The sequence below is a fragment of the Fictibacillus phosphorivorans genome, from assembly GCF_007673525.1.
In the GTDB taxonomy this organism is placed as follows: Bacteria; Bacillota; Bacilli; order Bacillales; family Fictibacillaceae; genus Fictibacillus; species Fictibacillus phosphorivorans_C.
The window spans coordinates 474,295-501,097 of record NZ_VDZU01000001.1 but is presented as its reverse complement, the minus strand read 5'-3'; the positions used below and the strand labels follow the sequence as shown (position 1 = coordinate 501,097).

At 36.5% G+C, this 26,803-nt stretch carries 32 protein-coding genes, 2 pseudogenes and 1 riboswitch; of the genes and pseudogenes, 3 read left to right on the top strand and 31 right to left on the bottom strand.

What is annotated here, in order from left to right; all coding sequences use genetic code 11:
• Positions 1–55: 55 nt before the first annotated feature.
• From FS458_RS02450 to FS458_RS20940, 4 genes are read right to left on the bottom strand one after another with little or no spacing between them, the layout of a single operon-like run.
• Positions 56–538 carry an antitoxin YezG family protein gene (locus tag FS458_RS02450; protein WP_260858284.1) on the bottom strand — a complete coding sequence of 161 codons (483 nt, stop codon included), beginning with the start codon at positions 536–538 and terminating at the stop codon, positions 56–58.
• 58 nt (positions 539–596) lie between these two features.
• Positions 597–1,106, bottom strand: coding sequence for an ankyrin repeat domain-containing protein (locus tag FS458_RS02445; protein ID WP_144697503.1), 510 nt, complete (start codon positions 1,104–1,106; stop codon positions 597–599).
• Positions 1,107–1,147: 41 nt separating this feature from the next.
• The gene (locus FS458_RS20945; protein WP_260858748.1) at positions 1,148–1,393 is read right to left on the bottom strand and encodes an SMI1/KNR4 family protein; all 246 of its coding nucleotides are present in this window, start codon (positions 1,391–1,393) and stop codon (positions 1,148–1,150) included.
• A 35-nt stretch (positions 1,394–1,428) separates the two neighbouring features.
• Positions 1,429–1,551 carry a hypothetical protein gene (locus FS458_RS20940; protein WP_260858283.1) on the bottom strand — a complete coding sequence of 41 codons (123 nt, stop codon included), beginning with the start codon at positions 1,549–1,551 and terminating at the stop codon, positions 1,429–1,431.
• Between FS458_RS20940 and FS458_RS02435 the strand changes: the two genes are divergently transcribed.
• Positions 1,523–1,726, top strand: coding sequence for an immunity protein YezG family protein (locus FS458_RS02435; protein ID WP_144703219.1), 204 nt, complete (start codon positions 1,523–1,525; stop codon positions 1,724–1,726). The two genes, FS458_RS20940 and FS458_RS02435, sit on opposite strands and share 29 nt — an antisense overlap.
• Before the next feature lie 150 nt (positions 1,727–1,876).
• On the opposite strand, the gene FS458_RS02430 is transcribed toward FS458_RS02435, so the two are convergent.
• The 9 genes from FS458_RS02430 to FS458_RS02390 all read right to left on the bottom strand — a co-directional run bounded on the left by FS458_RS02430 (position 1,877) and on the right by FS458_RS02390 (position 8,274).
• On the bottom strand, positions 1,877–2,329 hold the full coding sequence (locus FS458_RS02430; RefSeq protein WP_144697501.1) for a DUF6985 domain-containing protein: 453 nt from the start codon (positions 2,327–2,329) through the stop codon (positions 1,877–1,879).
• Between the two features lie 223 nt (positions 2,330–2,552).
• The gene (locus FS458_RS02425) at positions 2,553–3,008 is read right to left on the bottom strand and encodes an immunity protein YezG family protein (RefSeq protein ID WP_144697498.1); all 456 of its coding nucleotides are present in this window, start codon (positions 3,006–3,008) and stop codon (positions 2,553–2,555) included.
• Positions 3,009–3,214: 206 nt separating this feature from the next.
• Positions 3,215–3,700 (bottom strand): antitoxin YezG family protein, encoded by a 486-nt coding sequence (locus FS458_RS02420; RefSeq protein WP_144697495.1) that lies wholly within the window; start codon positions 3,698–3,700, stop codon positions 3,215–3,217.
• Between the two features lie 179 nt (positions 3,701–3,879).
• Positions 3,880–4,434, bottom strand: a complete 555-nt coding sequence (locus FS458_RS02415) for a T6SS immunity protein Tdi1 domain-containing protein (protein WP_144697492.1) — start codon at positions 4,432–4,434, stop codon at positions 3,880–3,882.
• Positions 4,435–4,508: 74 nt separating this feature from the next.
• Entirely contained in the window at positions 4,509–4,967 is a 459-nt protein-coding gene (locus tag FS458_RS02410; RefSeq protein WP_144697489.1) for an immunity protein YezG family protein, read from the bottom strand.
• 51 nt (positions 4,968–5,018) lie between these two features.
• Positions 5,019–5,468: an SMI1/KNR4 family protein gene (locus FS458_RS02405; RefSeq protein ID WP_144697487.1), complete on the bottom strand. Its 450-nt coding sequence runs from the start codon at positions 5,466–5,468 to the stop codon at positions 5,019–5,021.
• A gap of 194 nt (positions 5,469–5,662) precedes the next feature.
• On the bottom strand, positions 5,663–6,181 hold the full coding sequence (locus FS458_RS02400) for an SMI1/KNR4 family protein (RefSeq protein ID WP_144697484.1): 519 nt from the start codon (positions 6,179–6,181) through the stop codon (positions 5,663–5,665).
• On the bottom strand, positions 6,174–8,030 hold the full coding sequence (locus FS458_RS02395; protein ID WP_144697481.1) for a ribonuclease YeeF family protein: 1,857 nt from the start codon (positions 8,028–8,030) through the stop codon (positions 6,174–6,176). The genes FS458_RS02400 and FS458_RS02395 overlap by 8 nt, the downstream gene beginning before the upstream one ends.
• 52 nt (positions 8,031–8,082) lie before the next feature.
• Positions 8,083–8,274, bottom strand: coding sequence for a hypothetical protein (locus FS458_RS02390; protein WP_144697478.1), 192 nt, complete (start codon positions 8,272–8,274; stop codon positions 8,083–8,085).
• A gap of 104 nt (positions 8,275–8,378) precedes the next feature.
• Here FS458_RS02390 and FS458_RS02385 point away from each other — a divergent pair, with 104 nt between their 5' ends.
• Positions 8,379–8,891, top strand: coding sequence for a hypothetical protein (locus FS458_RS02385; RefSeq protein WP_144697475.1), 513 nt, complete (start codon positions 8,379–8,381; stop codon positions 8,889–8,891).
• Positions 8,892–8,949: 58 nt separating this feature from the next.
• Here FS458_RS02385 and FS458_RS02380 read toward each other — a convergent pair whose 3' ends face one another.
• The 15 genes and pseudogenes from FS458_RS02380 to FS458_RS20515 form a co-directional block, all read right to left on the bottom strand.
• Positions 8,950–9,480 carry a hypothetical protein gene (locus FS458_RS02380; RefSeq protein ID WP_144697472.1) on the bottom strand — a complete coding sequence of 177 codons (531 nt, stop codon included), beginning with the start codon at positions 9,478–9,480 and terminating at the stop codon, positions 8,950–8,952.
• Positions 9,481–9,496: 16 nt separating this feature from the next.
• Positions 9,497–9,838: a hypothetical protein gene (locus FS458_RS02375; RefSeq protein WP_144697469.1), complete on the bottom strand. Its 342-nt coding sequence runs from the start codon at positions 9,836–9,838 to the stop codon at positions 9,497–9,499.
• A gap of 3 nt (positions 9,839–9,841) precedes the next feature.
• On the bottom strand, positions 9,842–10,144 hold the full coding sequence (locus tag FS458_RS02370; RefSeq protein ID WP_144697466.1) for a DUF4176 domain-containing protein: 303 nt from the start codon (positions 10,142–10,144) through the stop codon (positions 9,842–9,844).
• Between the two features lie 21 nt (positions 10,145–10,165).
• Complete coding sequence (locus FS458_RS02365) at positions 10,166–11,590, bottom strand: T7SS effector LXG polymorphic toxin (protein WP_144697463.1); 1,425 nt, start codon at positions 11,588–11,590, stop codon at positions 10,166–10,168.
• Positions 11,587–11,877, bottom strand: coding sequence for a YwqI/YxiC family protein (locus FS458_RS02360; protein ID WP_066398429.1), 291 nt, complete (start codon positions 11,875–11,877; stop codon positions 11,587–11,589). Before FS458_RS02360 ends, FS458_RS02365 begins: the two co-directional genes overlap by 4 nt.
• Positions 11,878–11,909: 32 nt before the next feature.
• A complete protein-coding gene (locus FS458_RS02355) occupies positions 11,910–12,260 on the bottom strand; it encodes a YwqH-like family protein (protein WP_144697460.1) in 351 nt (116 codons plus the stop codon).
• An 813-nt stretch (positions 12,261–13,073) separates the two neighbouring features.
• A complete protein-coding gene (locus FS458_RS02350; protein WP_186320419.1) occupies positions 13,074–14,336 on the bottom strand; it encodes an O-antigen ligase family protein in 1,263 nt (420 codons plus the stop codon).
• A 195-nt stretch (positions 14,337–14,531) separates the two neighbouring features.
• Positions 14,532–15,545: a UDP-glucose 4-epimerase GalE gene (gene galE / locus FS458_RS02345; RefSeq protein ID WP_066398442.1), complete on the bottom strand. Its 1,014-nt coding sequence runs from the start codon at positions 15,543–15,545 to the stop codon at positions 14,532–14,534.
• Between the two features lie 177 nt (positions 15,546–15,722).
• Positions 15,723–15,965: an excalibur calcium-binding domain-containing protein gene (locus FS458_RS02340; protein ID WP_391503403.1), complete on the bottom strand. Its 243-nt coding sequence runs from the start codon at positions 15,963–15,965 to the stop codon at positions 15,723–15,725.
• A gap of 150 nt (positions 15,966–16,115) precedes the next feature.
• Entirely contained in the window at positions 16,116–16,556 is a 441-nt protein-coding gene (locus FS458_RS02335; protein WP_144697452.1) for an SMI1/KNR4 family protein, read from the bottom strand.
• Positions 16,556–16,678: pseudogene (locus FS458_RS20935) on the bottom strand (hypothetical protein); the annotation flags it as partial. The gene FS458_RS02335 and the pseudogene FS458_RS20935, both read right to left, overlap by 1 nt.
• Before the next feature lie 81 nt (positions 16,679–16,759).
• On the bottom strand, positions 16,760–17,071 hold the full coding sequence (locus FS458_RS02325) for a contact-dependent growth inhibition system immunity protein (RefSeq protein WP_144697450.1): 312 nt from the start codon (positions 17,069–17,071) through the stop codon (positions 16,760–16,762).
• A 145-nt stretch (positions 17,072–17,216) separates the two neighbouring features.
• Positions 17,217–17,684, bottom strand: coding sequence for a DUF2004 domain-containing protein (locus tag FS458_RS02320; protein WP_144697447.1), 468 nt, complete (start codon positions 17,682–17,684; stop codon positions 17,217–17,219).
• A 17-nt stretch (positions 17,685–17,701) separates the two neighbouring features.
• Entirely contained in the window at positions 17,702–18,262 is a 561-nt protein-coding gene (locus FS458_RS20520) for an HNH endonuclease (RefSeq protein WP_391503402.1), read from the bottom strand.
• 732 nt (positions 18,263–18,994) lie between these two features.
• Positions 18,995–19,477 (bottom strand): annotated as a pseudogene (locus FS458_RS20515) (T7SS effector LXG polymorphic toxin); the annotation flags it as partial.
• 384 nt (positions 19,478–19,861) lie between these two features.
• A riboswitch (cyclic di-GMP riboswitch) is annotated at positions 19,862–19,947 on the top strand.
• Between the two features lie 83 nt (positions 19,948–20,030).
• Here FS458_RS20515 and FS458_RS02310 point away from each other — a divergent pair.
• Positions 20,031–21,329, top strand: a complete 1,299-nt coding sequence (locus FS458_RS02310; protein ID WP_144697441.1) for a S1C family serine protease — start codon at positions 20,031–20,033, stop codon at positions 21,327–21,329.
• 51 nt (positions 21,330–21,380) lie between these two features.
• On the opposite strand, the gene FS458_RS02305 is transcribed toward FS458_RS02310, so the two are convergent.
• The 3 genes from FS458_RS02305 to FS458_RS02295 form a co-directional block, all read right to left on the bottom strand.
• Positions 21,381–22,664 (bottom strand): alpha/beta hydrolase, encoded by a 1,284-nt coding sequence (locus tag FS458_RS02305; RefSeq protein WP_144697438.1) that lies wholly within the window; start codon positions 22,662–22,664, stop codon positions 21,381–21,383.
• Positions 22,665–23,335: 671 nt separating this feature from the next.
• Entirely contained in the window at positions 23,336–23,968 is a 633-nt protein-coding gene (locus FS458_RS02300) for a DUF4304 domain-containing protein (RefSeq protein ID WP_144697435.1), read from the bottom strand.
• A gap of 649 nt (positions 23,969–24,617) precedes the next feature.
• A complete protein-coding gene (locus FS458_RS02295) occupies positions 24,618–26,717 on the bottom strand; it encodes an Ig-like domain-containing protein (RefSeq protein ID WP_186320418.1) in 2,100 nt (699 codons plus the stop codon).
• Positions 26,718–26,803 lie beyond the last annotated feature (86 nt).

The following is a 26,803-nucleotide window of genomic DNA, read 5'->3' as shown; positions in this document are numbered from 1 at the left end:
ATCTAATACAAACAAATCATTGCTGATACTAACAATTAAACATTCTCTTTCATGGCTAGTTTTCTTCAAAATCTCTCATTTCTTCTATTAAGGTTAAATCTAGTTTTTCGTCGTTATAATTCGCATATTTATACTCAAAATACTTAATTCTAGCTGTTGGACCAAATTTACTTTCATGCCATTTTGTATAACCAAAATGCACATTTAGTTTCCCTCTTTCATTAGATAATATTGTTACTGAAAACCAAGGCTCTTGTTCATTTTCTATAAAAACGTTTTGTAACTCATTAGTTAATTGAAATAATTTGTGGAGCTTTTCATTATATACTCTTTTATCTACATAAAATAATTTCGAAATATAATGTGAGAAAATATGTTGTTGCTCACCCTTAGGTGTAAAAAAGAAATATACTCCTCCTTCTCCATCTTTAACTTCACCGTTAAAACAAAAATGATCCCACTCAGTTGGTATCATTTCATTAACTTGCTGTGCAATAGATCTATATAAAACATTTAATTCCTTCTCAAAACCAATCAAATTTAGTCCCCTTTTTTAATATTTGTTCTATTATTTTGCTTTCCAATGCAAAACAAGATTATTTAATTTCGTCCATCTGCTCTCTTAAATACTCTGCAATATCTGTTTCCCCAAATTCTCTAGCATATTCATATGCATTCATATTTTTCAAACTCTCTTCAGTATATCGTTTCGAAATATCAATTCCTGATTCCACTAAGTGCCCAACTATGTCAATATGCCCACCATAAATTGCTCCGAACAATGGATTTCTTTTTGCTAAGCTCTCATCTAATTCTGCCCCAGAATCTATCATATGTTTTACGATCTCCAGATGCCCTGCACCTGCTGCTAAATTTAATGCTGAAGCATCAAAAGTACCACCTTTTGTGTTAATATTGATTCCTTCTTCAATTATGTATTTACAAATTTCAAGATTCCCATGTTTAGCAGCTACATGTAGCCATGTGCCAAACGTTGTCATTGTGTTTAAGACTTCTTTATCCTGACCAATTAATAGCTTAACTTTATTGTTCTCGAAGTTTTTAATGGCATTCCTAATTTCTTTATTTAGATGCATATTATCCACGGCCTTACCTCCATATTAATACGTAAGCATACTTTGGATTACTACCAATTGCTAATAGCTTCTCTAAAAGTATCCTCAAGATATTCGTCAAAATTTAGATACCTAAGTGATTCCAACTTTTGAACGCTGTCCCAATAGAAGATTTGTTCCTTACTACCTGTTTCACTACACATTACAAATTCACCTAAGTCTTCTAAAACAATTAGATCTTCTCTTAATCCTAGTTTCCTATAGTTTTCAGTAGTTGCAAGTACAGAAGCGCCCCGATCACCTTCAACCCCTAATATATTGACACCACAAATACCTCCAGAACCATACTTCTCTATAAAGGAAAACTCACACCTAAAACTTTTTCAGTATTTTTTATTTCTTCAATAGAAACAGAACCATAAAAATTTTTTTCTTCTTCAAAGGAAATTATCATTTGTTGGATCGTATTATTCATAAGTCATACCACCTCATTCTCTCTTGAAAACGAATTGTATCAAAATATTTCAAGATTACATGAAGAGTTCTTAGAGCAAGTACAAGAAAAATGGACTAATCTAACTTACATATTAGAAAACACAGGTAAGCTTAAGATTAATTATGGTTATGGTATTTCAACTCAAAGTAGCTAGATAAATATAATACAAAACCACTGCACTTAAACTGTTGCAGTGGTTCTTGATGAAATACTTTTTTGTACTCAAAATTATTTTTGCTATATGATTAGCTGTTTTAACATCATCATTCGAAGTTATTAACTCATTCATTCAAATCGCAATATCCTAGTAACCTACTTCAATTATTTTCTCATCTAACATACGAACTCCAAGCCCATTCTCTGTATCCCATGTACACTTCAGTGTGGCTCTAATATCCCTGCCTTCACACAGATCTCCATAAGGAACAACAATACCGTCTAACTCTACCATTTTAAGTAGTTGTTCAATTGTTTCAACTTTAGGATAATCATCATTCACGCTTACATCATAACCCAATTCTTTCCTTTTTTGTTCATAATAAGTGAAGATGGACTGTAACATATCTTTTTGTAGGTGTTCCCAATTTTGTATGAATGTATCATATGCTACGTATTGTTCCTCATCAAAATTACCGTTCTCTTCCCCATCTATCATTAAAGTTACCTTAGTTTCTTTTCCCCAAAATTGAATAAAAGTATCCTTAGTCCAACCATATTCATACTCGATTTCACCGAAAACTGAATCATTTATAATCACCTTACAAGCTCCTCCTTATACCTTTAGTGTACATTCCAATACAGAGTACATGAGGCAACTCTGCTTTTTATTATATTATATTCAAGGCTCTTCTAAATTTACGTGTTTAGCAGCTCTCCATAATCGCGAAAAAACACTTGCTTGCCTAAAGACAATCAAGTGTTTTCATCATATTTTATCAACTTTACTCCTTATAAAACTTAACATATAATCCCATAAAAAATTAGAGATTATTACTTCTAACTTCTTCAAACCATTCATCAGCTATATGATTAGCTGTTTTCATATCATCATTCGTATATGCTAAATCATAATTGTACTCTGCTTTAAAGTTACCACTATGTGCATTATAGATTAATTTCATTTCTGTTGGCATTTCTTTATTGTATTCTTTGCATAAAGTTTCTATTTTTTCAATATCCTCATTAATTATATTTAGTACCGAAAGCATTCTATTTGGACTAACATCATATTCTTCGTCTCCATCTTCCAAAGCATCATTCACTTTATTACACTTTACGTATTTGTTATTCATTAAATAAAAGAACTTACTCGAAATAATATTTCCTTCACACGATGCGTAAACGTATATTTTATCTGCTCTTTCATTGATATATTCCATACAAATAGATATCATATCCGCTTGTAGCTCACTAAATCTATCTTCAAATTCTTTCATACTACTATTCACTCCTTGGTTAGCTTCTAATTGTTGAAGATTTATTAGGGATCCGTATCACTTCATTTAAAGGTGAACTACTCCCCGAACCGTTTACTGAGACGGGTTCGTATGGCACTACGCTAGACATAAAAAAACACTTGCTGTCCTGAAGGAAAATCAAGTGCTTTAAGTTCATGTTTAAAAACTATTTATCCAACGTTATATCAAATAGGATTATTAGAAAACTCGCGGTTATACTTTTCAATTAATGCTTTATCTTTATCATCATTTGGTACTTCACCTAAATATTTATTCGTCCAAATAATCATCTGGTCACTAAAACTGTAGTCGGTATTAAACCAATTGGTATAATCATAGTGCATATTAAATTTCCCATTACTTTCTAGAGACATTGTAAAAGCATACCAAAGATCTTGGTCATTTTCTTTAAAAATACTTCTTAGTTCCTTACTCAGTGTATATAAAATATCTTCTTTTCTTTCAAACTCATCTTCATCAATTTGAAATTGGAAAGGAATTTCTAAACTATATTTAAATTTCATATTTTCAAGAGTATTATAATAAAAGTAAGTTCCGCCTCCATTTTCTGAAATTTGAGCATAAAAATATAACTTATTCCAATCCTCTGGGATCATCTCATTAACTGTTTCACCTATCTCTCTGTATAATCTATTAATTTTTTTTTCCATGTTGACCCTCCTGCTCTATTTTCAATAGTTTTCTTAAAAATTCCTTTACCCTCAATTTTATAAACTACTTTATATGAATCTTGTCTTAATGAGGTTCTAAGAGAGAGCGTTAATTAAAAAACACTTGTCACCTTTTAAGGGCAATCAAGTGCCTATATATTCCTTTATCATCTTTTTGTTTACTCAACAGGTCCCATAAATTCATTAATAATAAGAATGTGTTCCTTTAAATTAACCTTTTTAAGATGATCTACTTTTTCCTCTCCACCTAAACCTAGTAAAGGAGTGTAGCCAAAGCAATATTCATATTCTGGTTCTTTATATTTTTCTATTGCTTCAGGATAAGGAGACCAGTCTAATGCCTTGTTTTTAAATGTCTTTTCCTCTAAAAACCTCAGAAACAATGAGTATTTAGAAGCTACCACTTTTGTATTACCTTTTCGATAATTAATTGTTACAATGTAGGACTCTTGATTCTCATCTTTTTCAAAAAGTATAACATCACCCATGGATGTAGTGAATATTGGGGTTGTCCCTTCACTTCTTAAATATGAATCATTCACTATTGACTTATATTCATCTGGGTTAATAATTTTTAAATACCCATTCATAAATGTCCCGTAGCCGTATGTTTTCCATGCGGCAATTAATTCTTCTGGAAGCATGTCTTTGTATTTGTTAATGGTATACTCCTCAACTTCACTTACTTTCTTGAAATCTTTAAATATATCCATACTACAGACCTCCTCTCATAACAATAATTAAGCAGTATTTTTGCTAATTAGGAAAGTACGTAAGAGTTAAATTTTCATACTCTACTACTATTAGACAATTCTTTAAACCACTCATCCGCTATATCACTTGCAGTTTTATTCTCATCATTGAAATATACTAACTCATACTTATATTCAGCAGTAAGTTCGCCACTTTTCACATCATATCTAATCTTCATTTCAGTTGGCATATCTCTCTCATATTCTTTACAAGTATTTTTAATACTCTCAATATCTTCGCTTAAAATATCTAATACCATAAACTGTCGTTTAGCAGAAACGTCATATTCTTTGTCGTTATAGATTAATACGTCATTTAATTTATGAGCTTTTACATATTGATCATTAATTAAATAAAAGAATTTACTCGAAATTACAGTTTCTTCACATGAAGCATAGATGTATATTTCATCAGCCCTATCCTCTACATATTCCAGACATATAGAGACCATATCTGCTTGCAGTGCACTAAACTTATCTTCAAATTCTTTCATCCTGCTTTAGCTCCTTAGACTTATTCATGCTTAAATGTTAGCCATCATTACTCACTCTTCCAAACTGGTATGTAACAAGTTTAAAAATTGGTTAATATTATTGGCAAGAAAGTACATATTACTCATGTCATCCGGATTCTCTGATTCTTGTTCATGATCCCAAAAATAAATATTTTCATAATAGGATTCATTCGTTCCCAGACAAATTACGTTACCTGCAGAATCATCTGCAATAGGAATGAACCCATTCGGAAGTCTATACTCATATATATTGATGACCTTCTCTAAATTATCGTACATATCTCCGATGCCATTAAATACATTTATAACACTATTCCCTTTTTCATCTGAAATTTTAAATGTACTAGCGGAAGGGTAACCACCATTCCACTGAAGTAAGAATTGTTTATATTTTTCGGTTAACTTTACTTCGTTTTCATTTTCAAATTGTTTAATGGTTTCTATTGAAATTTTTTCGTTATTACTTTCTAGCATTATCATAGTAATATCCTCCTCCGCTTTACTTAAATCATACCCTCTCCGCTTCCGATTGCCATGCATTAGTATTAAAAAACACTTGTGACCTTATGAGGGTAATCAAGTGTTTGGAATTTATTCTTCTATACTTTTTCATTTACTCAACAGGTCACATGCTTCGGTGAACTATGGTTGATTATATTCACTTTACCTAATTATTAGCTCTTTAAAGCCAAAACTTCTTCTCGATTGTAGTCAATCATTGCTAGAAAAAATTCAGCAAAATTCTCAAACCTATCTATTTCTTCTCCAGCAAACCAAATTATTTCTCCTGGTTTAGCTGAATTTGGTAGGCTTAATACAAATAAATCCTTATCATATTCCGTAGCAGCTATTGGCAATAGTTCACTTCTACTAACACCACTTTCTTTTAATACCTGATCATCAATAGCTGTTAATAGCATTTCAGCATATTCTTTTTTAGTGGAGTCTTTCAGTTGTTCAGTTCCAAACAAATCTACCGTTTGATAAAAACCTTTCCAACCATTTGCATGTTGTAAGAAGTCTCGATACGTTAAGTCCAGTTTATAACCCAACTCTTCTTCAAGATCTAGAAGACTTTCTTCAGTTGCTCCTACCTCTGGAAAATGATGTGGCCAAATTTTCTCTACATCTTGTTTCATTAATTCTTGTTTTACTAAAATTAAAGTTGCTATCATGTCTTTCCAATTAATCATCTTTTAGTTCCTCCTCTACGAATTTAAATTCTGTAGGTTTATAACCAACAGGATATTTATTAGCCTGTCCTCCAATACTCATATTAACTTTTGGATCAAGATCTAACCAACTATGTGGATCCGGTTTGCCCATCCAAGTTGTATCAGGAACATGACCAACATGCCCTTTATATGCTTCTCCATTGTCAGCCGCTCTTTTTCCTTCGAGCCTTGCTGCACGTGAAGCTTCTTGTCTTAGTTTACCTTTTGTTGACACTCTTCCTGTAGGAGATAATACTCCAGCTTCCAAAGCTTTATTAGAGCCTTCAACATATGCCTTAACTTGCTCTATCTGTTCATCCGTCGCTCCAGGTGGTGCTTTTACCTCTACAGTACCACTTAGCTCACCATTCCCTCTAGTAACCGAAGCCTGCTGCATCAAGTCCTTAACAGTCCTCGTCTCCGTGCTAATCGTCCTGATCACATGACCGGTCGGTGACGCAAACGCATGGACTTTAAATCCTACTGGAATGTGTGTGTTGCCTACGTTATGCTTTATGGTCTTAGCCATTTCTTCAGCCTGCAAAACCTTCTGTCTCGCAAATTGAGTGCTGTAAGGGAATTTCGTTTGAACAAATTTACCCATATCTACTTTACTTAAACCATACCCTGCACCGCTTACCCCAACGATCGCAAACGCATTAAACAGACTCTGGTTACGCTGTTGTTCCGTTAAGTCATTGCCAAACATGTCTTTCCCAGTGAAGTACTCCCCAAAACCGTTCGCTGAGACGAGTCCGTATATGCCGTATTCGGCTTTTTGGAGATTCTTAAGTCCTTGCGCCGTTCGGTGGGCATCGAGCATATGATTCGCGGCGTTTGCTCCTTTTACCGTTTTGTAAATGGCCGATCCACCTTTACCGATTCGCCCAGCCCAACCGACGAACGGAACAAAGCCTGCCGCTGCCATCGCGCCAGATGTCACGCGTTCTGCCTCACTCAGTTTGCGTCCTGTGACAGGATCAACGCCCGTCGCAGCTCGCTGTGTATCGTAATATCCGGTTACTTCACCTGTAAACGTACAGACAGTGTCCCACGCCTTTTCGTAAAAAGGTCTGTTTTCCATTTCTTCGATTTCTTTTGCAATCCTTCGATCCTCTTTTTGCTGCTTTTTAAACGTCAGATAGTCAGAGGTATCCTTTTTCGCTTGTCCGATTGCTTTGTAGACTTCGCTATTGTGGTAAGCTTCCGCGTTAAAGTTCAGCGGAGAAATGGTCTCCCCTTGCCTTGTCGCTTCCATCAGCTGTGCGAACAGCCCGTAAATATGCTGTTCTTGGTTTTGAGAAATGCTGTACTCTTCTGATAAGCGTTGGTCGAACTCGTTTACTTTCTCGACCGTATCAGAGCGTTTTTTCTCTGCTTTTTCCATCTGATCTTCAAATGCATCTTTAGAAAATACCGATAAAGAGACAAGGTCATTGACTCTATTAAAAATATGCTGCAGCGCTTCTTGTTGATCAGCGACCATATCCTTCGCCTGTTTTCCCGCTCGCTCCACGTTCTCTTCTAAAAAAGGCACCTGCACGAACGTGTCTCCAGAAAGGTCCACATCCTCCGTATCTCCCGGAATGCCTTTAAAAAAGCCAACATTCGTGTCGATCAACCGAATCCATGCATCGATAACATCCATCTGCCCCTGGTAGAATCCTTTTATTGCATCTGCTCCATGACCCTTAAAGTCATGGTTCTCTACTATTTTACTAAACTCTTTTTTTAAAGTCTCAAATTGTTCTCTTAATTGCTCATAATGGTGGGCTCGTTCACTGGTTGCAGCTTTTAAGGTTGAGGCTTCATACACTTTGCTTCCCATTTACTGTTGCCCTCTTTCGTCTGTAATGTTTTCCTATTTTACACTTCCTTTATTATCCAATAAGTAAACCGTGATTTTCAATGAAACTTGTGTACCATTTTCTTTCGTGATTTTCACGGTACGTGTTTTTATATTTTGTTACGCGTTCACCGGTAAAATGGCTGTTTCCACCTGAGATATGTTCGCTTCCACCGATAACTTGTTCTCCACCACCTGAACTTCGACACTCACCACCGGTAAACAAGCAATTTCCACCTGTACAGGCCTCCTAGCCACAAATCACACCAGGAAAATACCCAGTCATAGGACAGATTTCACCGAGAATACAGTGATTGAGGGAGGTGACAGATGAATTTGGTAAAAAGATTCGCACTAGCGAGCATGCTCATGTTCATTTTCATTCTTTCTGGCTGCAGTGATGATCCGGTTCAGGAAGATCTGCTTCACTACGTGAACGAAGAGATGCCGGATTTGGCAGATGAGGAAACAAAGGTTGTCGGAAAGTATGAAGCGGTAACAGGAGTGAACTATACAGATGATTACACCCTTTACGACGCATTAAAATTAGAGATTATTCCGGAGTACAACGCGTTTATCCAAAAGCTTGAGGCTGTTGAGACCAAAACAGACGAACTTCGAAAGTTACATGAAGACTTTATTGAAGCTACGAATCTACAGGCGAGCGCGTTTCTTCTCATCGTGACCGCGATTGAAAACCAAGACAGCAACACGATTAACGAAGCGAACGAAAAGCTTAATACTGCACGTAAAATGATGCGAGATTATCAGAACGATGTGGAAAAGTTAGCGAAGAAACATGATGTGAAGTTGGAAAAGAAAGAGAATGACGAGTCCCTATAATAAAAAGTAGATAGTCACAAAAAAGACGGTCACTTCACAAAGTGATCGCCTTTTTAGATTAGTTCAACGGAGTTGGTTCATAATCAATGTCGTACTTCTTCGTTAATTTTTCCATACCTTCATGATACTCTTGAATCGCTTCTTGGTATTGAAGTCCTTTTTCATTGGATTTTTCTATTAAACTCTTATCTTGTTTTTCTAATGCTTCCTTTTCCAGCAGTAAAGCTTCTTGATAGATTAAGGATGCTTTTTCCATCTTATCTGTTTGTGCTTTAAGCTCTTTTGTTTTCGGATTGATTTCTCTGGCTCCTTTTACTACTTTATCGTAGGTTGGGATGACTTGATTGACGAGCACATCATATAATTCTTTATCATTTTTAAAATTTTCACCAGAAACGGAAGCAAGAATCTGATTAGCTTCTACCTCATATTTAGAGATTTGAGCGATGTCTTCATTAATGACTTTAACGATCTCTTCTTGTTTTTCTTTGTCTGACATTTCTTTTTTAGTAGAAGTCTTACTCTCGCTGCATGCTGCAAGGATGAGAATAAGGAGTAAGGAGAATGTAATGAAGATCGGTTTACGCATAGTTGATGTTTCCTTTCTACTGTTTAATAAGCGTTTCATCCTTTTTAATATAAGCATCTCGTCGTTTAAGATAACGCGAGACTTGTATTCTCTTTAGAAGTAACATCATTAAGAACCCAAATACTACACCCATTAGTGAGACCCAATTTCCGCGTATTAGCATGACTAAGTCACCTAAAAACATATAGCAAAATAAGGTATACACAGCCGCGAGCATGATGTTAAAGAATTGAAGCTCTTTTATTCTTCTTTTTTCAGAACCTGTTATAGACTCCTCCTTATTCCGTTGAGATAGGAGTTGCCATTCCTGCGTTATGATTATGTAAGGTTCAATAAACCATTTTCCGATTTTTTTCATTTTTTACAATCCTGACTTGATGAGTTTTAATTTCTCTTTCAACAATTTTTCGCCTTCTGTTTCTAGCCCTTTAAATACAATTTCGTTTATTTGATCATGGTTAAAGAAGACATTGGTTTCATCTGATACATTTCCTTGAGGATATGGACATGACACGTAATCCCACGTTTTCTCTAGGTCCATTTGTTGCTGCAATCTTCCATAAATCATTAAAGGTTGTTCCACCTTATCTAACAGTACAATCGTACCGATAGGAAGCAGTTCTGATCCTTTATCCAATTTGAGTGAGTTAATTTCAGTCGACACGTATATCTCTCCTTTTACTTATCAATCTTCATCTTTTTCAAAACTAATGCCTAGCTTAACGCCTAACAAGAATCTGAGATCAATAACCGTTTCCTTACCTACTTTGGCTTCACCGCCTATTCCGAACGCTGAGCCTCCTATGGTTCCTTTAATATTATAATCTGTAAACGGGATTGGGGTAAGTCCCGAAACTTCTCCTTCTACTACCGAGGCTTTTGCACCAAAACCGATCGAGTTGTTATCGACGCCTGCATAAGCATTTGCCTTTAATATTTCTCCTTTAGCACCTACTTTGTTAACAACTGCATAATCAGAGTATCTTTCATCTACTTTCACATCGGCACTAGCAGAATAAACAGTCGCACCTGCTTTTACTACAGGCAGAAGGCTCGTTCCACCTATGCTTGCTTCACCCTCTAATTTTCCAATGTCTTGTGAAAATGAGCTATCTAGTATCTCCGTATCGTGTTTTATACTAGAATGAATTCCGGTTAGCGTACTGCTTCCACCAAGCTGGCTTTTTCCGCTTGTGAAATCATCCCAGCCTCCCCATTTGTTCTCCATTTTCCCTGCTCCAGCAGAAAATGTAAAGTCGCCAGTCTTGCTTGTGTTACCTGATAAATAATCTGTATCTTTCTCTATTCCTTTAGAAGCAGTTGTAGATGGATAATAGGCAAGCCCTAAGAAATCATAAACTTGATTCTTATTATGAATCATATTGTAAACACTACTTTGAGTAAAACTCGCATACGCAGAGTCTAAAGAGCTAGCTTTCCCTTTAATGCCTGTAACCATTAAATGATGAAGATAGGACGTGGTAACTTGATTGGGTGAGAAGTCTTTAACAGTAATTTGTCCAGATTTTATCTTCCCTTCAATCTCTACTACATATTGATTGAGAAAAGTCAGTTCACTTTTCAACTCGTTAATAGATGTTGCTTGCTTTGCATCCATCTCTTCTAGATCACGGACCACTTTCTTTACAAATTTTTTAGAGTTTTGAATCTGCCGATTAACGAAAGAATCGTCCAGTTGCTGTATGGAAACGATGGAAGAAATACTTGAGATCACTTGGTTAGCATCTGAAGTTATTTGTTCGATTTCGTTTTGGTTTTTTAAAAGTGGAGGTAAGATATCTCCTTCCAAAAAATCTTGTCGGACTTTACCATGGTCAGCAGGTTCAAACGCAGAGACAGCTTGTTTACAAGTATTGATCTTCTTATCAAAGCTACTAAAGTATTCTTGTAATCTTGTTATTAAAGGGAGGTGACAGGATGAAAAATAAGATTTAATTGCATCTGCACCTTCTCCTGTAAAGGTAGATTCTAGATTTACAAGAGCGTTTATCGAACGCAGAATTTCATTTAAAGATTCTTTCTTTTCATGATTGCTTTTTTCAAGCTGATCCAGGTATGCATCTAGACTGGAAACATCTAGTACTTTCATTTTACGACTCCTTTACCCGATGAAATAGTTGATGACACCTCTGCATCTGTTTCGCGCATACTCTCAACCGCATTTTCGGACATAACAGCACTTTTCTGAAGCAAACTTACATAGTTCGTAAATAACTGTTCCATAAGCTGACTAACTTCTACAAGCTCATCCATAGTCTCAAGAGAGTTCTTTCCATCATCACGAACGTTGATGGAGGGCTTGAATCCCTGTATCGCTGTTCTGAATTGGTTTAATGAGTGTTCAACACTACCATATTGAATTTTAATTTCTTTCATATTCACCACTTCTTTTTATTTTAATTAATGAATCACTTCTGTAATTGTAATTGCATCGTTTGAAGTTGATTTTGCAAACTCTCAATCTCGTTCTGAAGCTGAGTGACCTTTAATGAGATCGATTGAAATACTTCAGAAAACTGTTCGCTCTCTAACTCTTTGAAGGCTATTTGAATCTCTTCTCTCCCATCTTCAAATTTACTCGCTAACTGCCCCATCCAGGTCTCAGCTTGTAAACTTGGCTTTAGAAGATTTGGTCCTAATTGACCAAGTTCTCCTTGAAAACTCGTTAGTTCACTGCTTGCCCTCTGCAACTTAAGAATTTGTTCCTGCTTCTCCCTGATCATGGAAGAATAATGATAACTGATTAGATTAAGATCCACTCCACAGTCTCCTTCCTCATAACTAAATAACGTATCGAATGAACTTTGCACACTCTATTTTAGGTCTATTACCATGTTAGAATAAGGAAAATAAAGGTTGAATCCCTCATTTGTACTAATTAACCTACTAATTTGTATGGATTTGGAAAATACACATATAACTTATTTACCATTTTCTTATAAATATTAAACCAATATGGCTACTTTTAAATGGGTATTTAAAGGTAAAAGTTAAAAACCACACAGCAAGAATAAGTTTGTCATTTGGTTTAAATAAAATCTCCCCAATGCCTTCAATGTTTCCAACTCAATTTTAAAAACAAAAACCCCGGCCACTACCACGCCGAGGTTTACAAAAAACGCTTTATAAGATTTAACCAGCCGAAGATCGATAACCATAATGGAATGCAAAAAAGAAGTGCCCAAAATAAGCCTATAAAGAAATCTCCTTCTCTTTCCATATTCCGCTCTCCTAACTATTACTAGATTTTAAATTCTAATAGTAGTTTTAACAGAATTGCTAGAGAACATACGCTTAGGATTACTAGAATAATTTCCTTAATAAGAGGAACAGGACAATCAAGACAAGCCATACCGGAATAGATAATAACAGACCCCAAAGACATCCCTTTGCAAATGAAGGATTCTTGTTCATTGATAACACCTCTATGTTGATACTTGTACTTTTTACATAATTCGTACGATATCGTGATCTTATACTCATAGAGTGTATCGTCAATTATACGTTCTTGTTTTAACGTATTCGGGATGTGAGAGAAAAATACCCCTTCTTGCTATGAAGAAGAGGTAGAATTAGAGATATTCTTTTTTCTTACCGTGTTTAACCGTTAGATCTACGTTCCACTTTCTCACAAAACTTAATATACGTGGGTGGACCAAGGTTATACGTGCGGTGTACTTCTCCCAAGTGGCTAGTAATATGATGGCAATAAGAGCTACTTGTGGAGAATACAGGACATAATCAAAAACACCCGTCAGCAAGATAATCGGTAATGACAGCAAAAAAGTATCAAGGTGTTTTTTACTCGCTACATTAGATAGATACAGAGAAAGCATCTTGTAAACATGAATCGAGATTACAATGAGCAACGCAACACCACCAAGGGATCCGTATTCTGTGAATATACCTATAACCATATTGTGAGCGTGCGGTATATTATCATGGTAAAGATTCATATATTCTCGGTGGAATCCAATAGGTGTTATTCCAAATAATGAATGTTCCTGCCAGAGATGAATAGATCGTTCCCAAATGACCTTCCGCATATCAGCGGATGCAAAGAGCCTAGCTTTTCTTGGCATTAGTTCTAAGATAAGGTGAATATTTATCAGCATGATTGAAGCAAGGAACAAGGCATAAAAGCGATTCCATCTAAAAATAAAAAGCGTAAAGATGATGATTAATATTCCAAACCCTGCTTTTGATCCCGTTAAAAAAATCGCGTGAACCAACATACCCACTACTATTACTTGCATTGCTAGCTTCTTATGAGAAGCACTTTTAATACTTTTCAAACACTCTCCAAGTAAAAATGAAAGGCCGAACAATAGGAGTGCGACTGACAGGTTAGGATTGTATGAAGCCCCCATCAACCTTTCATAATCTTGTTGAATCTCAGTTTGTCCAATTAGGGCAGTACCTGTCAAATAGCTTACATACATATTTTTCATGAACAGCTTTTGAACAGGATAAAGCGCATAAAAATAAAGTCCGCCCCAAATGGTAATCCACTTAATAGATGATAAAGTCTTTTGAACGTTGTTATCTTTCATTTTCACATACAAGCCCATATAAGAGAGTAGTAAAGCGGAAATCAAAAAGTAAGAATAGTCCTTATTGAATAATGCCGATCCAATGGTTGAAAGAAATAAACTTCCTAGTAAAAAAAGTCCTGGCGTAATCTGAACCTTTCTTCCCTCTTTTAAAGTAATATGCAAATGGTAACATCCGTTTATTAATACAAGTAAAATACCTAAAGGAGGAAGCAGAAAACAAAGAGAGATGCTTATTTCGAAAAAATACTTACTAGAAAAACCGATAATAGATTTAGCCATATTCAACCTCTTCATCGTATAAGTTTCATTTCAAAATCGCATTAACTCATCATACTTGAAAAAGTCTAACGATATTGCACTTTTACGGAAACCAAACGATTTCTTCACGTTGGCTATATTTTCTTAACATTCTCAGCAATTACATTAAAGAACATAAAAAAAGGAGAGAATCTACGTAGATTCTCTCCTCTTGCATTAAGATTTATATCCGTTCTTATTCTTCTGCTGCCAGTTCCACGAGTCACGAAGCATATCTTCTAACCCTTTTTCTGCAACCCAGCCAAGTTCTTGTCTTGCTTTTGTCGGATCTGCATAACTGACTGCAATATCCCCAGGACGTCGGTCGATTACTTCGTATGGGATATCCACACCATTCACTTTTTCAAACGTGTGAATCATATCCATTACACTGTAACCCTTGCCTGTCCCCAAGTTGTACGCGTCAACGCCCGGGTTCGTCAGCACTTTATCTAAAGCTTTCAAGTGGCCGCTCGCAAGATCTTCCACATGAATATAATCACGTACGCCCGTTCCATCTTCTGTGTCATAATCGTTACCGAACACACGAAGTTTATCGAGCTTGCCTACTGCGACCTGCGTGATATAAGGCGTTAAGTTGTTCGGAATATCGCTCGGATCTTCACCGATCAAGCCGCTCTCGTGCGCTCCAACTGGGTTGAAGTAACGAAGAAGAGCAATGCTCCACTCTTCATCAGAAGTGTGTAGATCTCTAAAGATCTGTTCTAACATCAACTTCGTCCAGCCATATGGATTTGTTGCGCCAAGTGGTGTGTCTTCCGTCAAAGGAACGGTCTCTGCTGTTCCATAAACAGTAGCAGAAGAACTAAACACAATCTTCTTCACATCGTTTTCTTTCATCACTTCACACAGAACTAGCGTGCTTGTAATATTGTTATGATAGTAATAAAGAGGTTTTGCAACAGACTCTCCTACTGCTTTTAATCCAGCGAAATGGATAACGGCCTCAATGTTGTTTTCAGAGAAAACGTTCTGGACCTTTTCTTTGTCTAATAGGTCTATGTCGTAGCACTTGATCTCTTTTCCTGTAATCGTATGTAGTCGATTCAATACTTCTGGATCACTATTTAAATAATTGTCGATAATAACGACTTCAAATCCGGATTGTATGAGTTGTACAACCGTGTGGCTGCCGATGTAACCTGCGCCACCTGTGACTAAAATAGCCATTTTATTCCCTCCAATATATATCTTTAAATCGGTCTCATTATGCGTAATCATGTCTTAAATTTTACTTTATCATAACGCCTCTATTATACAAAGAGAATCTATTAAACCGCTCTCTAGATCGTCATACAAAAAAGCCTATCTTTTCATAGATAGACTTCGAAACGTAATGGTTTATTGTTAACGTTCACAAGCAATTAAGTCTTTATCACGATCACTTTTTTGGTTAGCATCATAAAGTGTTTTCGAAACATATGGCTTATATTTTGTTTTTCCACCTTTGTTCTTAACATTAGAAGCTTTAGCTACTCCACCTTTATACGCTTTGTTTAATTCCGTACAGTTTTTGTACGTTTTCGCTTTCGGTGCTGCAGCTTCAGTCGGGATGGTAATCATACCAACGATCAGCCCAGAAGTTATCATGATGGGAAGCAACTTTCTCATAGTACTACACCCCCTAACATTTACCTATATATGATGAACCATCCAATATTAGGGTGCAATAACGTTTTTTTGTAAGTTAAAACTTGATAGGCGTTTTAGCCAATCACGGTATGAGTTTTATTATGTTTCTTAATCAACTAGCAACTCCAAGTAATATCTATCATTTTCATTTATTTTTCTTAAAAATTCTTCAAGAGAAGTTGCAATTTGAATATCGTAATAGTAAACCGGACTGCTATTCTTTTCTTTTAATTCGATTGACATTAAAGCTGATTCACTACCTTCAAAAAATATTAGTTTGTTATTTTCATATTCATCATAGATTTCTATCTCGGGGTAAAACTCAAAATCATTAACTCTTAACCGAAAATCTCTTACGGAATATGGGTCCATAATACGATTAATATTAAACTCTGAACCTTTAATAAACCCATAGCCAACCTCTATATAAAAATCAACTAACTCCTTAGGAAATTTTAAATTGAGTTCTTTCTCAACCTCTTTTATTTCATTTTCAGACACTGGATAAAAACTGTTTTCTTCGTTTGCCTTAATAAATTCATAGCCCATTATTTATTACCACCTTTAAATAGTGTATTTGCTGGTGATCCTGTTCCATGAATACCAGCTTGATGCTCATTAGGAAATTTTGCAGGATGCATGTTCCACCATTCATGTTCCCTTCTGAAAGTGTAATGCTGTTTTACATACTCAGAGTAGCGCCTCCATGCAAAAGATCTTAAAAGATATTTAGTCTATCAAGGTTTTAAAATTTATTTATTTTTATTTGTTTTTACTCCTTCTTTCATTTGGTCTATTAAATTAGATAGCCATTTTAGAGGGGTTGATTTAATCGCTGGAAAGTAAACTTCGGTATTATTTTTAATAAAAGTTTCTTTCTCCTGTTTTGTTAAACTACTATTCAATAAATTCTCGCAATCATTTATTGTGGATAGCAGACATTCTTTGCTGACTTCCTTTATAAAATCATCTAGGGCTTGTTCTGGAGAAATGATACCTTGATGAAATGTTCCTCCTAAAAAATCTTCTAGCTGCTCTAAATAATGCTCATAAGTTTCGTCCAAAAACACACCTCTTTTATTTAACAATCTTTATTTCTTCTGATTTATAGTATTAACAAAAAAGCACTTGTTGCCCGATTGACAATAAGTGCTCTTAAGTAGTCACAATAAAACCCTAGTACTTAATTATACAGACAAATACTAATATTTAAATTGCAACATCCTGGTAACCCACCTCAGTTACTTTCTCATTTAATAGACGAAGTCCTAGTCCATTTTCTGTGTCCCATGTACAATCAAAGGTTACACCAATATCTCTCTCTTCATATATATCGCCATAAGGTACTACAATCCCCACTAAAGTTATCATCTCTGCAATTTGATTAGTTGTTTCAATTGGCGGATAATTTTCATTAACTTCAATATCATATCCTAGTTCTTGACGCTCTTGTTTGTAGTAATCTAATATTGATTGTAAAAAATTTTGCTGTAGTTTACCCCAATTTTGTAATAATGATTTGTAAGCGATATATTGTTCTTGATCAAACTTTCCGTCTTCTTCACCTTTAACCATTAATGCTATTTCGGCTTCTTTCCCACAAAATTCTATGCTAGTGTACCTAAGCCATCCATAATTATATTTTAACTCCCCAAATACCTCATCATTAATTATCATCTGTAAGTTCTCCTTTTTTATTTATCCGCAAATCCCTTTGGCCCAAACGCCCCTGCATTAATCTCTCCCACGCCACCAACATGCCCAAATTTTTTGTTTATCTCTGAGGGTACAAGTTGAATAGTTTTAACATCATTCAATTCGTGCCATGTTAATTTATTTTTTTCTCGATACCTTTCAATATCTCTAGCTTTAATTTCTCCAGGTTCCATTCCAAATTCACGAGCCATCTCAGAAGAATTATTAAGCTGATCTGCTAGCTTTTGATCTGCTTGAGCAAAATTAGCCCTTCTAGCATCTGTTCCTCTTTTTCCATTTCCACCTAACATATGATCGATTTCAAACTGTGCTTTTGATACCGGAGAAAAATCAGGGACTCCATTCTTATATTGGATTCCTTCAATACCAGCTTCATCCAATATACGTTGTAACTTTGGATCTGGTGGTGGTTTTAGTGTACATAATGATTCTCCTCTGATTCCTATAAATTCAACCTTTGGATTAATTAGTCCAGGTGTCTGGTTAATCCTTGCTTCATAGGAACTAGCAAACTCTTTTTGTTTGAAAACTTGCGGAATTTCAGTAACTTTATTACTACCACTTTTATTCCTACCCTCAACCTCTTTCAACTTAGAAGCCTGCAAAATCTTATTATCTTTTGGAACATCAACCAAATTTTTTACGTCAAAACTATAGCCTTCTGAAGTGACTACTCTCTCTTTCTGAAATAAAAGATTAAATCTCTCAAGATAAGCAGTGGATTTCTTGTTCACTACATACGTGTGTTTCTTTACCTTCCCCATGCCTTTAGCCAGATCTACTTTTGACACTTTAGAGAGCTTATCAATCCCTTTTCCGCCTAAGACGCTAACTCCCAATTGAGTGCCCATATAGGAAAAGTAGTGTGCCCGGCTGCCCGCATCTCCGTGAATAACTTCTTCGTTAAATGATGTGGATAGTTGATCCCAAGCCGCACTTCCTGTTTTGATGGGGTGCGCTGCGGCATATTTTAATCCATCGAAAGTTTCTCCTGGGTTTTTCACCATATTCACAAGACCGTCTACGGTATCATCAAGAGCGCTACCTGATCCACTCTGAACGTTATCCCAAATTTCTGTGAAAAAGCCTTTTTCTTTTTTTAATGTATATACTTTAGCTTCCTGAGATAGTTGCTTCATCGCACTGGGCATTCGTTCTGATCTCTTTTGCTTCACATAACCGGCTGCCTGCGTTTTTAGTTCGCTTTGCTTCTTAAACACTGTGCTCGTCTTATAAGCTTCTGCGTTAAAGTAAAGAGGTGAGATATTCTCGCCTTGACGCGTTGCGTTTATCATCGCAGAGTACAATTCGTTTACTTGTTGCACTAGGTTTTGTAACCCTAGATATTCTTGAGTGAGCTGCTGGTCGATTGCGTTAACCGCTTCAACGGTTCGCGTCCGTTTCTTTTCAGCTTGATCCATCTGCTCATCAAATGGATCTTTTGAAAAGACAGTCAGTGATACAAGATCATTGATTCCATTAAAGATGTTCTGCAGTGAATCCTGTTGATCAGCAACTCTGTCTTTTGCTGATTGTAATCCTTGGCTTACATTTTCCTCGAGAAACGGAACTTGAACCATTGAATTTCCGGCTAGATTAGCATCTTCAGCATAACCCGGAATGCTTTTGAAGAACTCAATGTTCACATCAATGAACCGAAGCCAAGCGTCTACGATATCACTTTGTGCTTGATAAAAGCCTTTGATCGCTTCTGCTCCATGTCCTTGAAATTGTCCGTCATCTACAATTTTACCAAACTCTTTTTTTAATCCAAAAACTGTTCTCGTAACCTCTCATAATTTTGGGCTCGCTCTTTGGTTGCAGCTTTTAAGGTTGGTGCTTCATACACTTTGCTTCCCATATTCACCATTGCCCTCTCTAAAATTTTCATTCACAGCACAGTTACCGTTAAAATTTACCATTAAATCTTATACCCTAGTAATTGTAAAATAAACCGCACATAGTACTGTTTTTAGAGAGTTTTACCTAGTAAGACATTCCCGGTTATAGAAGACGCTAAATTCGGAGATAAACAAATTTAATTCACCTAAGAGTCACTTACATAATAGTTCAATAGTAACAAAAGCATATCTTCATATTGTATATTTTTCCATTTATGATAGGATAAAAGTATGATAACCGTATAAAGGCAAACTTATTGAAAAGTAAGGACGCAAAGCCACGGGTCTAAGGTGCTTCACACTACGACAGCCGAGCAGCTAAAGGTACATACTCATTCAACCTACGGCTAGTTTGTAGGTTTTTTATTTTTTTATAGACATACATCTTGAAGGGTGAAAAGACACGATGAAAAAAATTCTCTTCCATTCGACGTTGGTCACAATTGTCCTCATATGCGGACTATCTCTAGCTTACTTTCTATTTACAACGATTCCACAAAATCAAGCAAAGCCTGCTGTAACTGAAGTGAAAACCACAACGATAACAAAAGAAGTGGCTGCAAAAGAAAAGCCCAGTTTAAAGTCTATAATCAAAGCAACTCAAGACAAGGTTGTGCAAATTGAGACATCCAACGGCCAAGGCTCAGGGTTTCTATATAATAAAAAGGGAGATATTGTTACCAATGCCCATGTGGTAGGGTATGAAGTTAGCGTAACGATACGCATGAGCAATCAACAAACGTATACAGGTAAAGTAATCGGGCGGAGTGAACATACGGATATTGCTCTAATTCGAGTTCAAGAGTTAGCAAATACTACTCCGTTAAAGGTAAAAAAAGAAAAAGCGGAAACAGGTGACGATGTAGTAGCATTAGGCAGTCCACTCGGTTTGCAAAACACGGTAACTGTAGGAATCATCAGTGGACTAGATCGCTCCTTCCAACTAGATCGCTACTACTATGAAAATATGTATCAAATTACAGCACCGATTTCACCGGGTAACAGTGGAGGACCGATTGTAAGTGGCGTAGATGGTTCAGTGCTTGGCATTAACTCTGTCAAATACATAAAAGAAAACAATATTGGATTTAGCATTCCTTTGTATGCCGTATTGCCGACATTAGCAGAATGGTCAAAAAATCCGATGAATCTTCAGCCATATGAAGAAGATCATGATTTTGATTACGAAATACCAGAGTATGATGGAGACCTTTCTGAAGATTGTAGCGGTGAAGATTCATATTATGAGGATGATGGAACTGATGCTGACACCGGTATGAATGAAGAATATAGCGAAGAGCCTTATGAGGAATATGAGGAAGATGAATATTATGAAGATTACGATGAAGAATATGATTCTTCTTACGAAGTAACACCTGATGATGCGGTATACACTGTTCAAGAATATTATAATTATGTGAATGCCGGAGAATATGAGATGGCATACAATCTAATCGGCGGTAACTGGAAAGCTTCTTCTCCTTCATTAGAAGAGTTTGCAGAAGGATATGCTCAGACACTATATACTACGATTACGAATTCTTACGTGAGCGATAACGGTGATGGCACATACCAAGTTGAGATTACGTTAGAGGCACAAGAATATGTAAATGAAACCGAACAAACTTCTGTTTATCAGATGAGCTATGTGGTCGGAATGGAAGAGGATAGACTTAAATTATTAGGTGGAGAAATGCTTAATTAAATTACTAACAAATAAACAGCACTGCAACTGCAGTGCTGTTTATTTATTATATTATTTCTTATATTTTATACGAACCGATACTGTGTCCCCCACATGTTTTGAAGCAAAATCCAACTCAACACGTAGTCTTCCCTCTTCATCCGCACGTGTCTTTACTACTTTAGCACCTCGATCACTCATAATCTTCACCTGATATTTTCCATTCGGCTTAAACCAAGGCGCTGTTTGAACATCCGATTTTCCTGAACCCTGAAGCTTAAATCCTGTCTTCCTCACGTCGGATAATCTAGCAAACTCCATTTCATCTCGATCGAATGTAACATCCCAACCGTAGACAGAAAAGGATGATTCAGCCGACTTATATTGAAAAGGAATCGGTGCTTCAGGTGGGTTATTAAAGATGTCCATGAACCGCGGCAACGTTTGGTGCAGATCGCGCTGCCAATAGCCCCACGTATGGGAACCAGGTCCGTAACTATCCCACACATGCGAAATGTTCAGTTCTTCTAGTCGATTATGAAGACTCGTTGACATCACAAAACAAGTCTCTTCAACCGGAGATTCCAAACCACCATCCAACGGTCCGCCCGCTTCACCTGTTCCCGTGTGTATGGCAAGATCCACACCTTCCAAGTTCTCTGCTAGGTCCCAAGGATTATGGCTTCTCCAGATAATCTCGTTCGTTTCCCTGTCACCCCAAACCGTTCCAGGTGGCACTTTTTCCTGATTCTGAAAAATTGTTTTCTCTAAAAACACAGGATCTAGGTTCGTATCGAGTACACCTGAAAATGATGCTGCAGCTACAAATAGATCAGGGTGTCTTGCCGCGTATGACATTGCTCCAAAGCCACCCATGGATAAGCCAGCTACTGCTCGTCCTTCTCTCGATCCTTTTGCACGATAATGCTGCTCCACCCAAGGAATGAGTTCTTCTATATGGTACTTCTCCCACTCCGGCGGTCCATAGGCACCTCCGTTGTACCAATCCGAATAACTCGCACCTCTCCCCGCATCAGGCATAACTACAATTAACGGCAGATTCTCTGTTATCTTTTCAATGTCCGTTCGAGCCGCCCAAGCTTTATAGTCACCGCAGCAACCATGCAACAAATAAAGAACAGGGTATGTTTGCTCTGATTCCTCATATCCTTTCGGCAAAATAACTCGCAGTGATGTCTGTTTTCCTAATGCTGGACTATGAAGTGTAATGTCGTGAAGTCTCTCACTTAACGGCGTGTCGGAAATCAACTCCACTTGTGCATGAGCTTGTTCACTTGGATAAAGGGGAATAATTAATAGAAATACAAGTAAACACTTAAGTAAAATCCGAAACATGGTATGGCCTCCTCTTCTACTTACCTTAAATTTCCTTATATAAGAATAAGATTACAGAGCATGTATGCGAATTACAATGAGGCTAAGGACTTTAGGTAAAAGAAGGGGTTCTGGGTATAAATTCCTTACAATTTATCAGCCAAGTTATTTTCCATTAAAAAAATCCCTGTTACCAGAGATTTTCTTTAGCTATTTATCTGTCTATCCTTATTCTTCCCGCTATAAATTCTGTAAATGATCCCAATAGCTGCAATAACCAACACAACCACAATGGAAAAAGTCGTTTTTACATAGATGTTAAAACCTAGGGCTAATATAAATGCCAAGAGTATAAATATGTTCAGCATGGGTCTAACCCCTTTCTCATAAGTTTCGAGATCTTTCCGACTTTCTATCATAGATATTTAAGAACGTTTCAACTACAAAAAACACGACTAGACCAATAACTAATATAGTAAAAGAGCTAGCAATAAATTCTTTATCCATGAAAAATTCATAGAACGAATTAATCAAAAGCAGCACGGCCCATACGATAAAGGTACACCAACAAGCAATATTAACATTCCTCTGCTTAATTTTTTCATTGCGCTTGAAGAACATTGATACTCTCCTCTCTAGTTGTATTTATGAATATCCTTTATATGTAATCTTAAACATTTGTTTAGTATATTTTATGATTTGGTTATATCAAAACCCAATCTTTTTGCAAGTTCTTTCGTCTCTTGTCTTTCTAAATCTGTTCCGCATTCTGCAAAGACGCTCCTCAAACGTTCTTTTGCTGCCTCTCTATCACCGCATTCATGATAAAGAACTGCTAGAACATGGGGATTCTCATGATATCCTTGTGCTTCTCTTTTCTCTAGCCCCTGTATAACATCCTGAACACTTTGAAACTGTTGAAAATGTGGGATGATTATATTTTCAACGTCTTGTTTAATTTGTTCTGTAAGATCATCTAAAATAGTGACTGGAGTTAACTTGTACCAACTATCTTCATGTTGATCCGTTATACTTTTGAGCTCGGATATCCTTATCCTCATCACAGAATCCACTTCTAATGGAAATTTTGGCGGAACATACTGATAGTATGTTCCATATAAGCTTTCAACCGATATACCTGTATTAATCGTGAACGCTAGATTCTCACTAGTATTCCAACTAGAGGATTGAACGTTGATAGTCCACGAAAACTCCGAGAATGTACGTGCAAAGTTATTTCCTTTCTTTTTAAAACCATGATTTTTTAACGTAGGAGCAATAACTTCCTTCACTATTTGTTTAAATACGTCTTTCATCTTCACCATAAATCTCTCCCCATTCAATGAAAACCTCTCACAAACCTGGCCCTCTGGGTCTTCTTACAGTTTCAATTAATGAGCCGTTAACTTCTTTTCCATACAAAAAAGAAAGCACGTGAACTGAACCGTCTTCGTGCTTTCTCCACTAAAATATAATCCATATGGTAACTGCAATTAATATGGTAAGCAGCCATAATGGCAATGATAATAAAATTCCCCATAAGATGACCTTTGCCATCTTCTTCTTTGTCATAAAAATCCCTCTATCGTTTAAGTGATACTATCTATATATTTTCATACGCTGATTTTACTTGAAAGTTCCCTGAATTTCTTTTTGTGTCTTATTTTTACATAAACCATCTTCTTCAACCTGCCTGTTTATCTATTCTATTGTAGAAAAGTGTTAACTGGGAAAATCGCTATGTTTACTATTTCGACTCAGAATCTGTGATTGTATTATCCGGAAATCTAAACGAGGAAGACTTGATTGAACTAGCTGCCTCTCTACCTTCAATTAATGAAAGTAGCTTTCCAACTAAAAGCCAATAACTTATAACTTTTAAAAAAACTCTCTCAAAAGTTTCTTAACTTTTGAGAGAGTTTTTTGATACTTCCACGTGACTTCTTAACTGAAAAAAAGCAGTAAAAAATTTATCTATTTTTTTGTGAAAACCACTTTATTTAATCCGTAAATACTAATTCGATCACCTTTTTTCAGCGGAACCGTTACACTTGTAACAGAATATCCGTCACTTTTAGCTGCGAGTATCTCATTCACAACCAATGAATAACCTCTATGAACAACCAGGTTACCCGCTCCAGATGGTGTTGTGATACGGTAGGTGCCTTCATTAATATCCTTACCCACTGTCCAATAACCAGCATGCAAGGTGTTGGATTTAACATTGGTCACTTTCGTGAAGGTTACTTTGTATAACCCCATAATTTCAATGCTATCTCCCGCTTTAATATCCGTGGTAACTACTCTCACAGCGAATTCGTCATCCTCACTTGTGAGCACTTCATTTACAAATCGATCTGTACCCATTCCAATTACTAAATTACCACTCCCTGAATCCGTAGTGATTCTGTAACGTCCAGCCGGCAGATGAGTACCACCTTTCCATTTTCCAGCACTCAAACTTTTTACGTAAGGAACGTTTATGGTAGCTGAAGATGTCTTACCATTTGAAGTTGTAGCTGTAATCTTCGCTGTTCCTGCTCCTACTGCTGTTACTTTCCCTTTAGAATCTACTTTGGCAACCTTTGTATTAGAAGTTTTCCATTTAATGTTTTTATTTGTTGTATTGCTAGGTGACACGGTAGCAGACAATGTAACCGATTTGCCAGACGCTAACGTTACTGATGATTTGTTAACTTTAATAGACTTAGCTAATACAGGAGGCTTTACCGTAACCTTCGCTGTAACCGATTTGGCGCCTTTTACAGTTGCTGTAATCGTTGCGGTTCCTTTTGCCTTACCGGTTACGCTTCCCTTGCTGTTTACAGTTGCAATTTTCGTATTCGACGATTTCCATGTGACCGTCTTATCTGGGCTGTCTGTTGGAGATACTGTTGCAGCTATTGCTGCAGAAGTACCAGCTGTAAGTGTTAAAGCCGTTTTGTTTAGCTTTACCGTTTTTGCAGAAACGGTTACCGTAACTTTGCTATGAATATTCTGATTCGCTTTTGCTTTCGCTACAACCGTAGCTGAACCGTAACCAACACCCTTTATATTTCCTTTTGCATCGACAGTAGCTACTTTTGTGTTTGAACTGCTCCAGATAACAGACTTATCTTGAACATCACTTGGATTAACAGTGGCAACCACATTGTAGGTTTGATTTTTAACGATACCTATCTTACTTTTACTTAATTTCAAGCTTGTCGGTAAAACGGCGTTCACGTTAACCTTGATGCTCTTCTGAATAGATGAGTCGCCCTTTGCTGTTGCCGTAATCACTGTACTTCCTGGTTTTAAAGCTTTTACGTTCCCTTTAGAATCAATGGTTGCAACAGATGGATCACTGCTGACCCAGCTCACTGTACGGTTAACAGCCGTAATCGGATGAACAGTCGCCGTAATGGATTCCGAACGGTTTACCATGAGGGATAAGCTAGTTTTGTTAAAAGAAATGCTCTTAGGCACAAGAATCTTTTGTTTGAACGAAACTGTACCTGAAAAATTGTGAATATAGAGTATGTCTCCATTGGATACCTTTAGATCAACGGGCTGATCATCTGGCGTGAGTGAATAACTTGCCTTATCGTTATAGTCTTTGTCGTACAACTGAACACTTGTAAAATCGTAATAATCGGGATTGTCTGCTTGAACATCAATCGTATACGTTCCAGCAGCTATATCCTTACCAATTTCATAATAACCAGAAGTCATATTTGTAAAGTTAAGCTGAGAGAGTTTCTGCACCTGCAACTCGATGTCATCTGTGTAATAGGAATATACTTCAACTTGATCTCCGTCTCTTAATCCTACCGTATAATTGCTAATTTCATAGTTTCCTTCTGCTTCCAGAGATTGATATAAAAAGGTTTCACCATCTCTAGTTACCCTTAATTCTATGTCACCATTTATTGCAGTAAAACGATGAATGCCTGGCATCATTTCGTTCCCAACTGTGTACGTACCTTGAGAAAGCGTATATGTATTTTGCACCTCAGCTTTTACTGACCCGCTAAATAAAAATGGCTGTAATACAATAGCTAATGCAATAAATAAAACCAAAATCTTCTTCAATGTGCTAACCGTCCTTATGTTCTTATTTATGAAAAAACCAACCATGCAACAATAACATTTTTGATTCTTTTCACTCTGTTTATTTC

Excerpts from the sequence above, each read along its gene's own strand:
- FS458_RS20940 (WP_260858283.1), bottom strand. The coding sequence starts at position 1,551 with ATGAATAATACGATCCAACAAATGATAATTTCCTTTGAAGAAGAAAAA.
- FS458_RS02425 (WP_144697498.1), bottom strand. The coding sequence starts at position 3,008 with ATGAAAGAATTTGAAGATAGATTTAGTGAGCTACAAGCGGATATGATA.
- FS458_RS02420 (WP_144697495.1), bottom strand. The coding sequence starts at position 3,700 with ATGGAAAAAAAAATTAATAGATTATACAGAGAGATAGGTGAAACAGTT.
- FS458_RS02415 (WP_144697492.1), bottom strand. The coding sequence starts at position 4,434 with ATGGATATATTTAAAGATTTCAAGAAAGTAAGTGAAGTTGAGGAGTAT.
- FS458_RS02410 (WP_144697489.1), bottom strand. The coding sequence starts at position 4,967 with ATGAAAGAATTTGAAGATAAGTTTAGTGCACTGCAAGCAGATATGGTC.
- FS458_RS02405 (WP_144697487.1), bottom strand. The coding sequence starts at position 5,468 with ATGATAATGCTAGAAAGTAATAACGAAAAAATTTCAATAGAAACCATT.
- FS458_RS02400 (WP_144697484.1), bottom strand. The coding sequence starts at position 6,181 with ATGATTAATTGGAAAGACATGATAGCAACTTTAATTTTAGTAAAACAA.
- FS458_RS02395 (WP_144697481.1), bottom strand. The coding sequence starts at position 8,030 with ATGGGAAGCAAAGTGTATGAAGCCTCAACCTTAAAAGCTGCAACCAGT.
- FS458_RS02385 (WP_144697475.1), top strand. The coding sequence starts at position 8,379 with ATGAATTTGGTAAAAAGATTCGCACTAGCGAGCATGCTCATGTTCATT.
- FS458_RS02380 (WP_144697472.1), bottom strand. The coding sequence starts at position 9,480 with ATGCGTAAACCGATCTTCATTACATTCTCCTTACTCCTTATTCTCATC.
- FS458_RS02375 (WP_144697469.1), bottom strand. The coding sequence starts at position 9,838 with ATGAAAAAAATCGGAAAATGGTTTATTGAACCTTACATAATCATAACG.
- FS458_RS02365 (WP_144697463.1), bottom strand. The coding sequence starts at position 11,590 with ATGAAAGTACTAGATGTTTCCAGTCTAGATGCATACCTGGATCAGCTT.
- FS458_RS02360 (WP_066398429.1), bottom strand. The coding sequence starts at position 11,877 with ATGAAAGAAATTAAAATTCAATATGGTAGTGTTGAACACTCATTAAAC.
- FS458_RS02350 (WP_186320419.1), bottom strand. The coding sequence starts at position 14,336 with ATGGCTAAATCTATTATCGGTTTTTCTAGTAAGTATTTTTTCGAAATA.
- galE (WP_066398442.1), bottom strand. The coding sequence starts at position 15,545 with ATGGCTATTTTAGTCACAGGTGGCGCAGGTTACATCGGCAGCCACACG.
- FS458_RS02340 (WP_391503403.1), bottom strand. The coding sequence starts at position 15,965 with ATGATAACTTCTGGGCTGATCGTTGGTATGATTACCATCCCGACTGAA.
- FS458_RS02335 (WP_144697452.1), bottom strand. The coding sequence starts at position 16,556 with ATGGGCTATGAATTTATTAAGGCAAACGAAGAAAACAGTTTTTATCCA.
- FS458_RS02320 (WP_144697447.1), bottom strand. The coding sequence starts at position 17,684 with ATGATAATTAATGATGAGGTATTTGGGGAGTTAAAATATAATTATGGA.
- FS458_RS02310 (WP_144697441.1), top strand. The coding sequence starts at position 20,031 with ATGAAAAAAATTCTCTTCCATTCGACGTTGGTCACAATTGTCCTCATA.
- FS458_RS02305 (WP_144697438.1), bottom strand. The coding sequence starts at position 22,664 with ATGTTTCGGATTTTACTTAAGTGTTTACTTGTATTTCTATTAATTATT.
- FS458_RS02300 (WP_144697435.1), bottom strand. The coding sequence starts at position 23,968 with ATGGTGAAGATGAAAGACGTATTTAAACAAATAGTGAAGGAAGTTATT.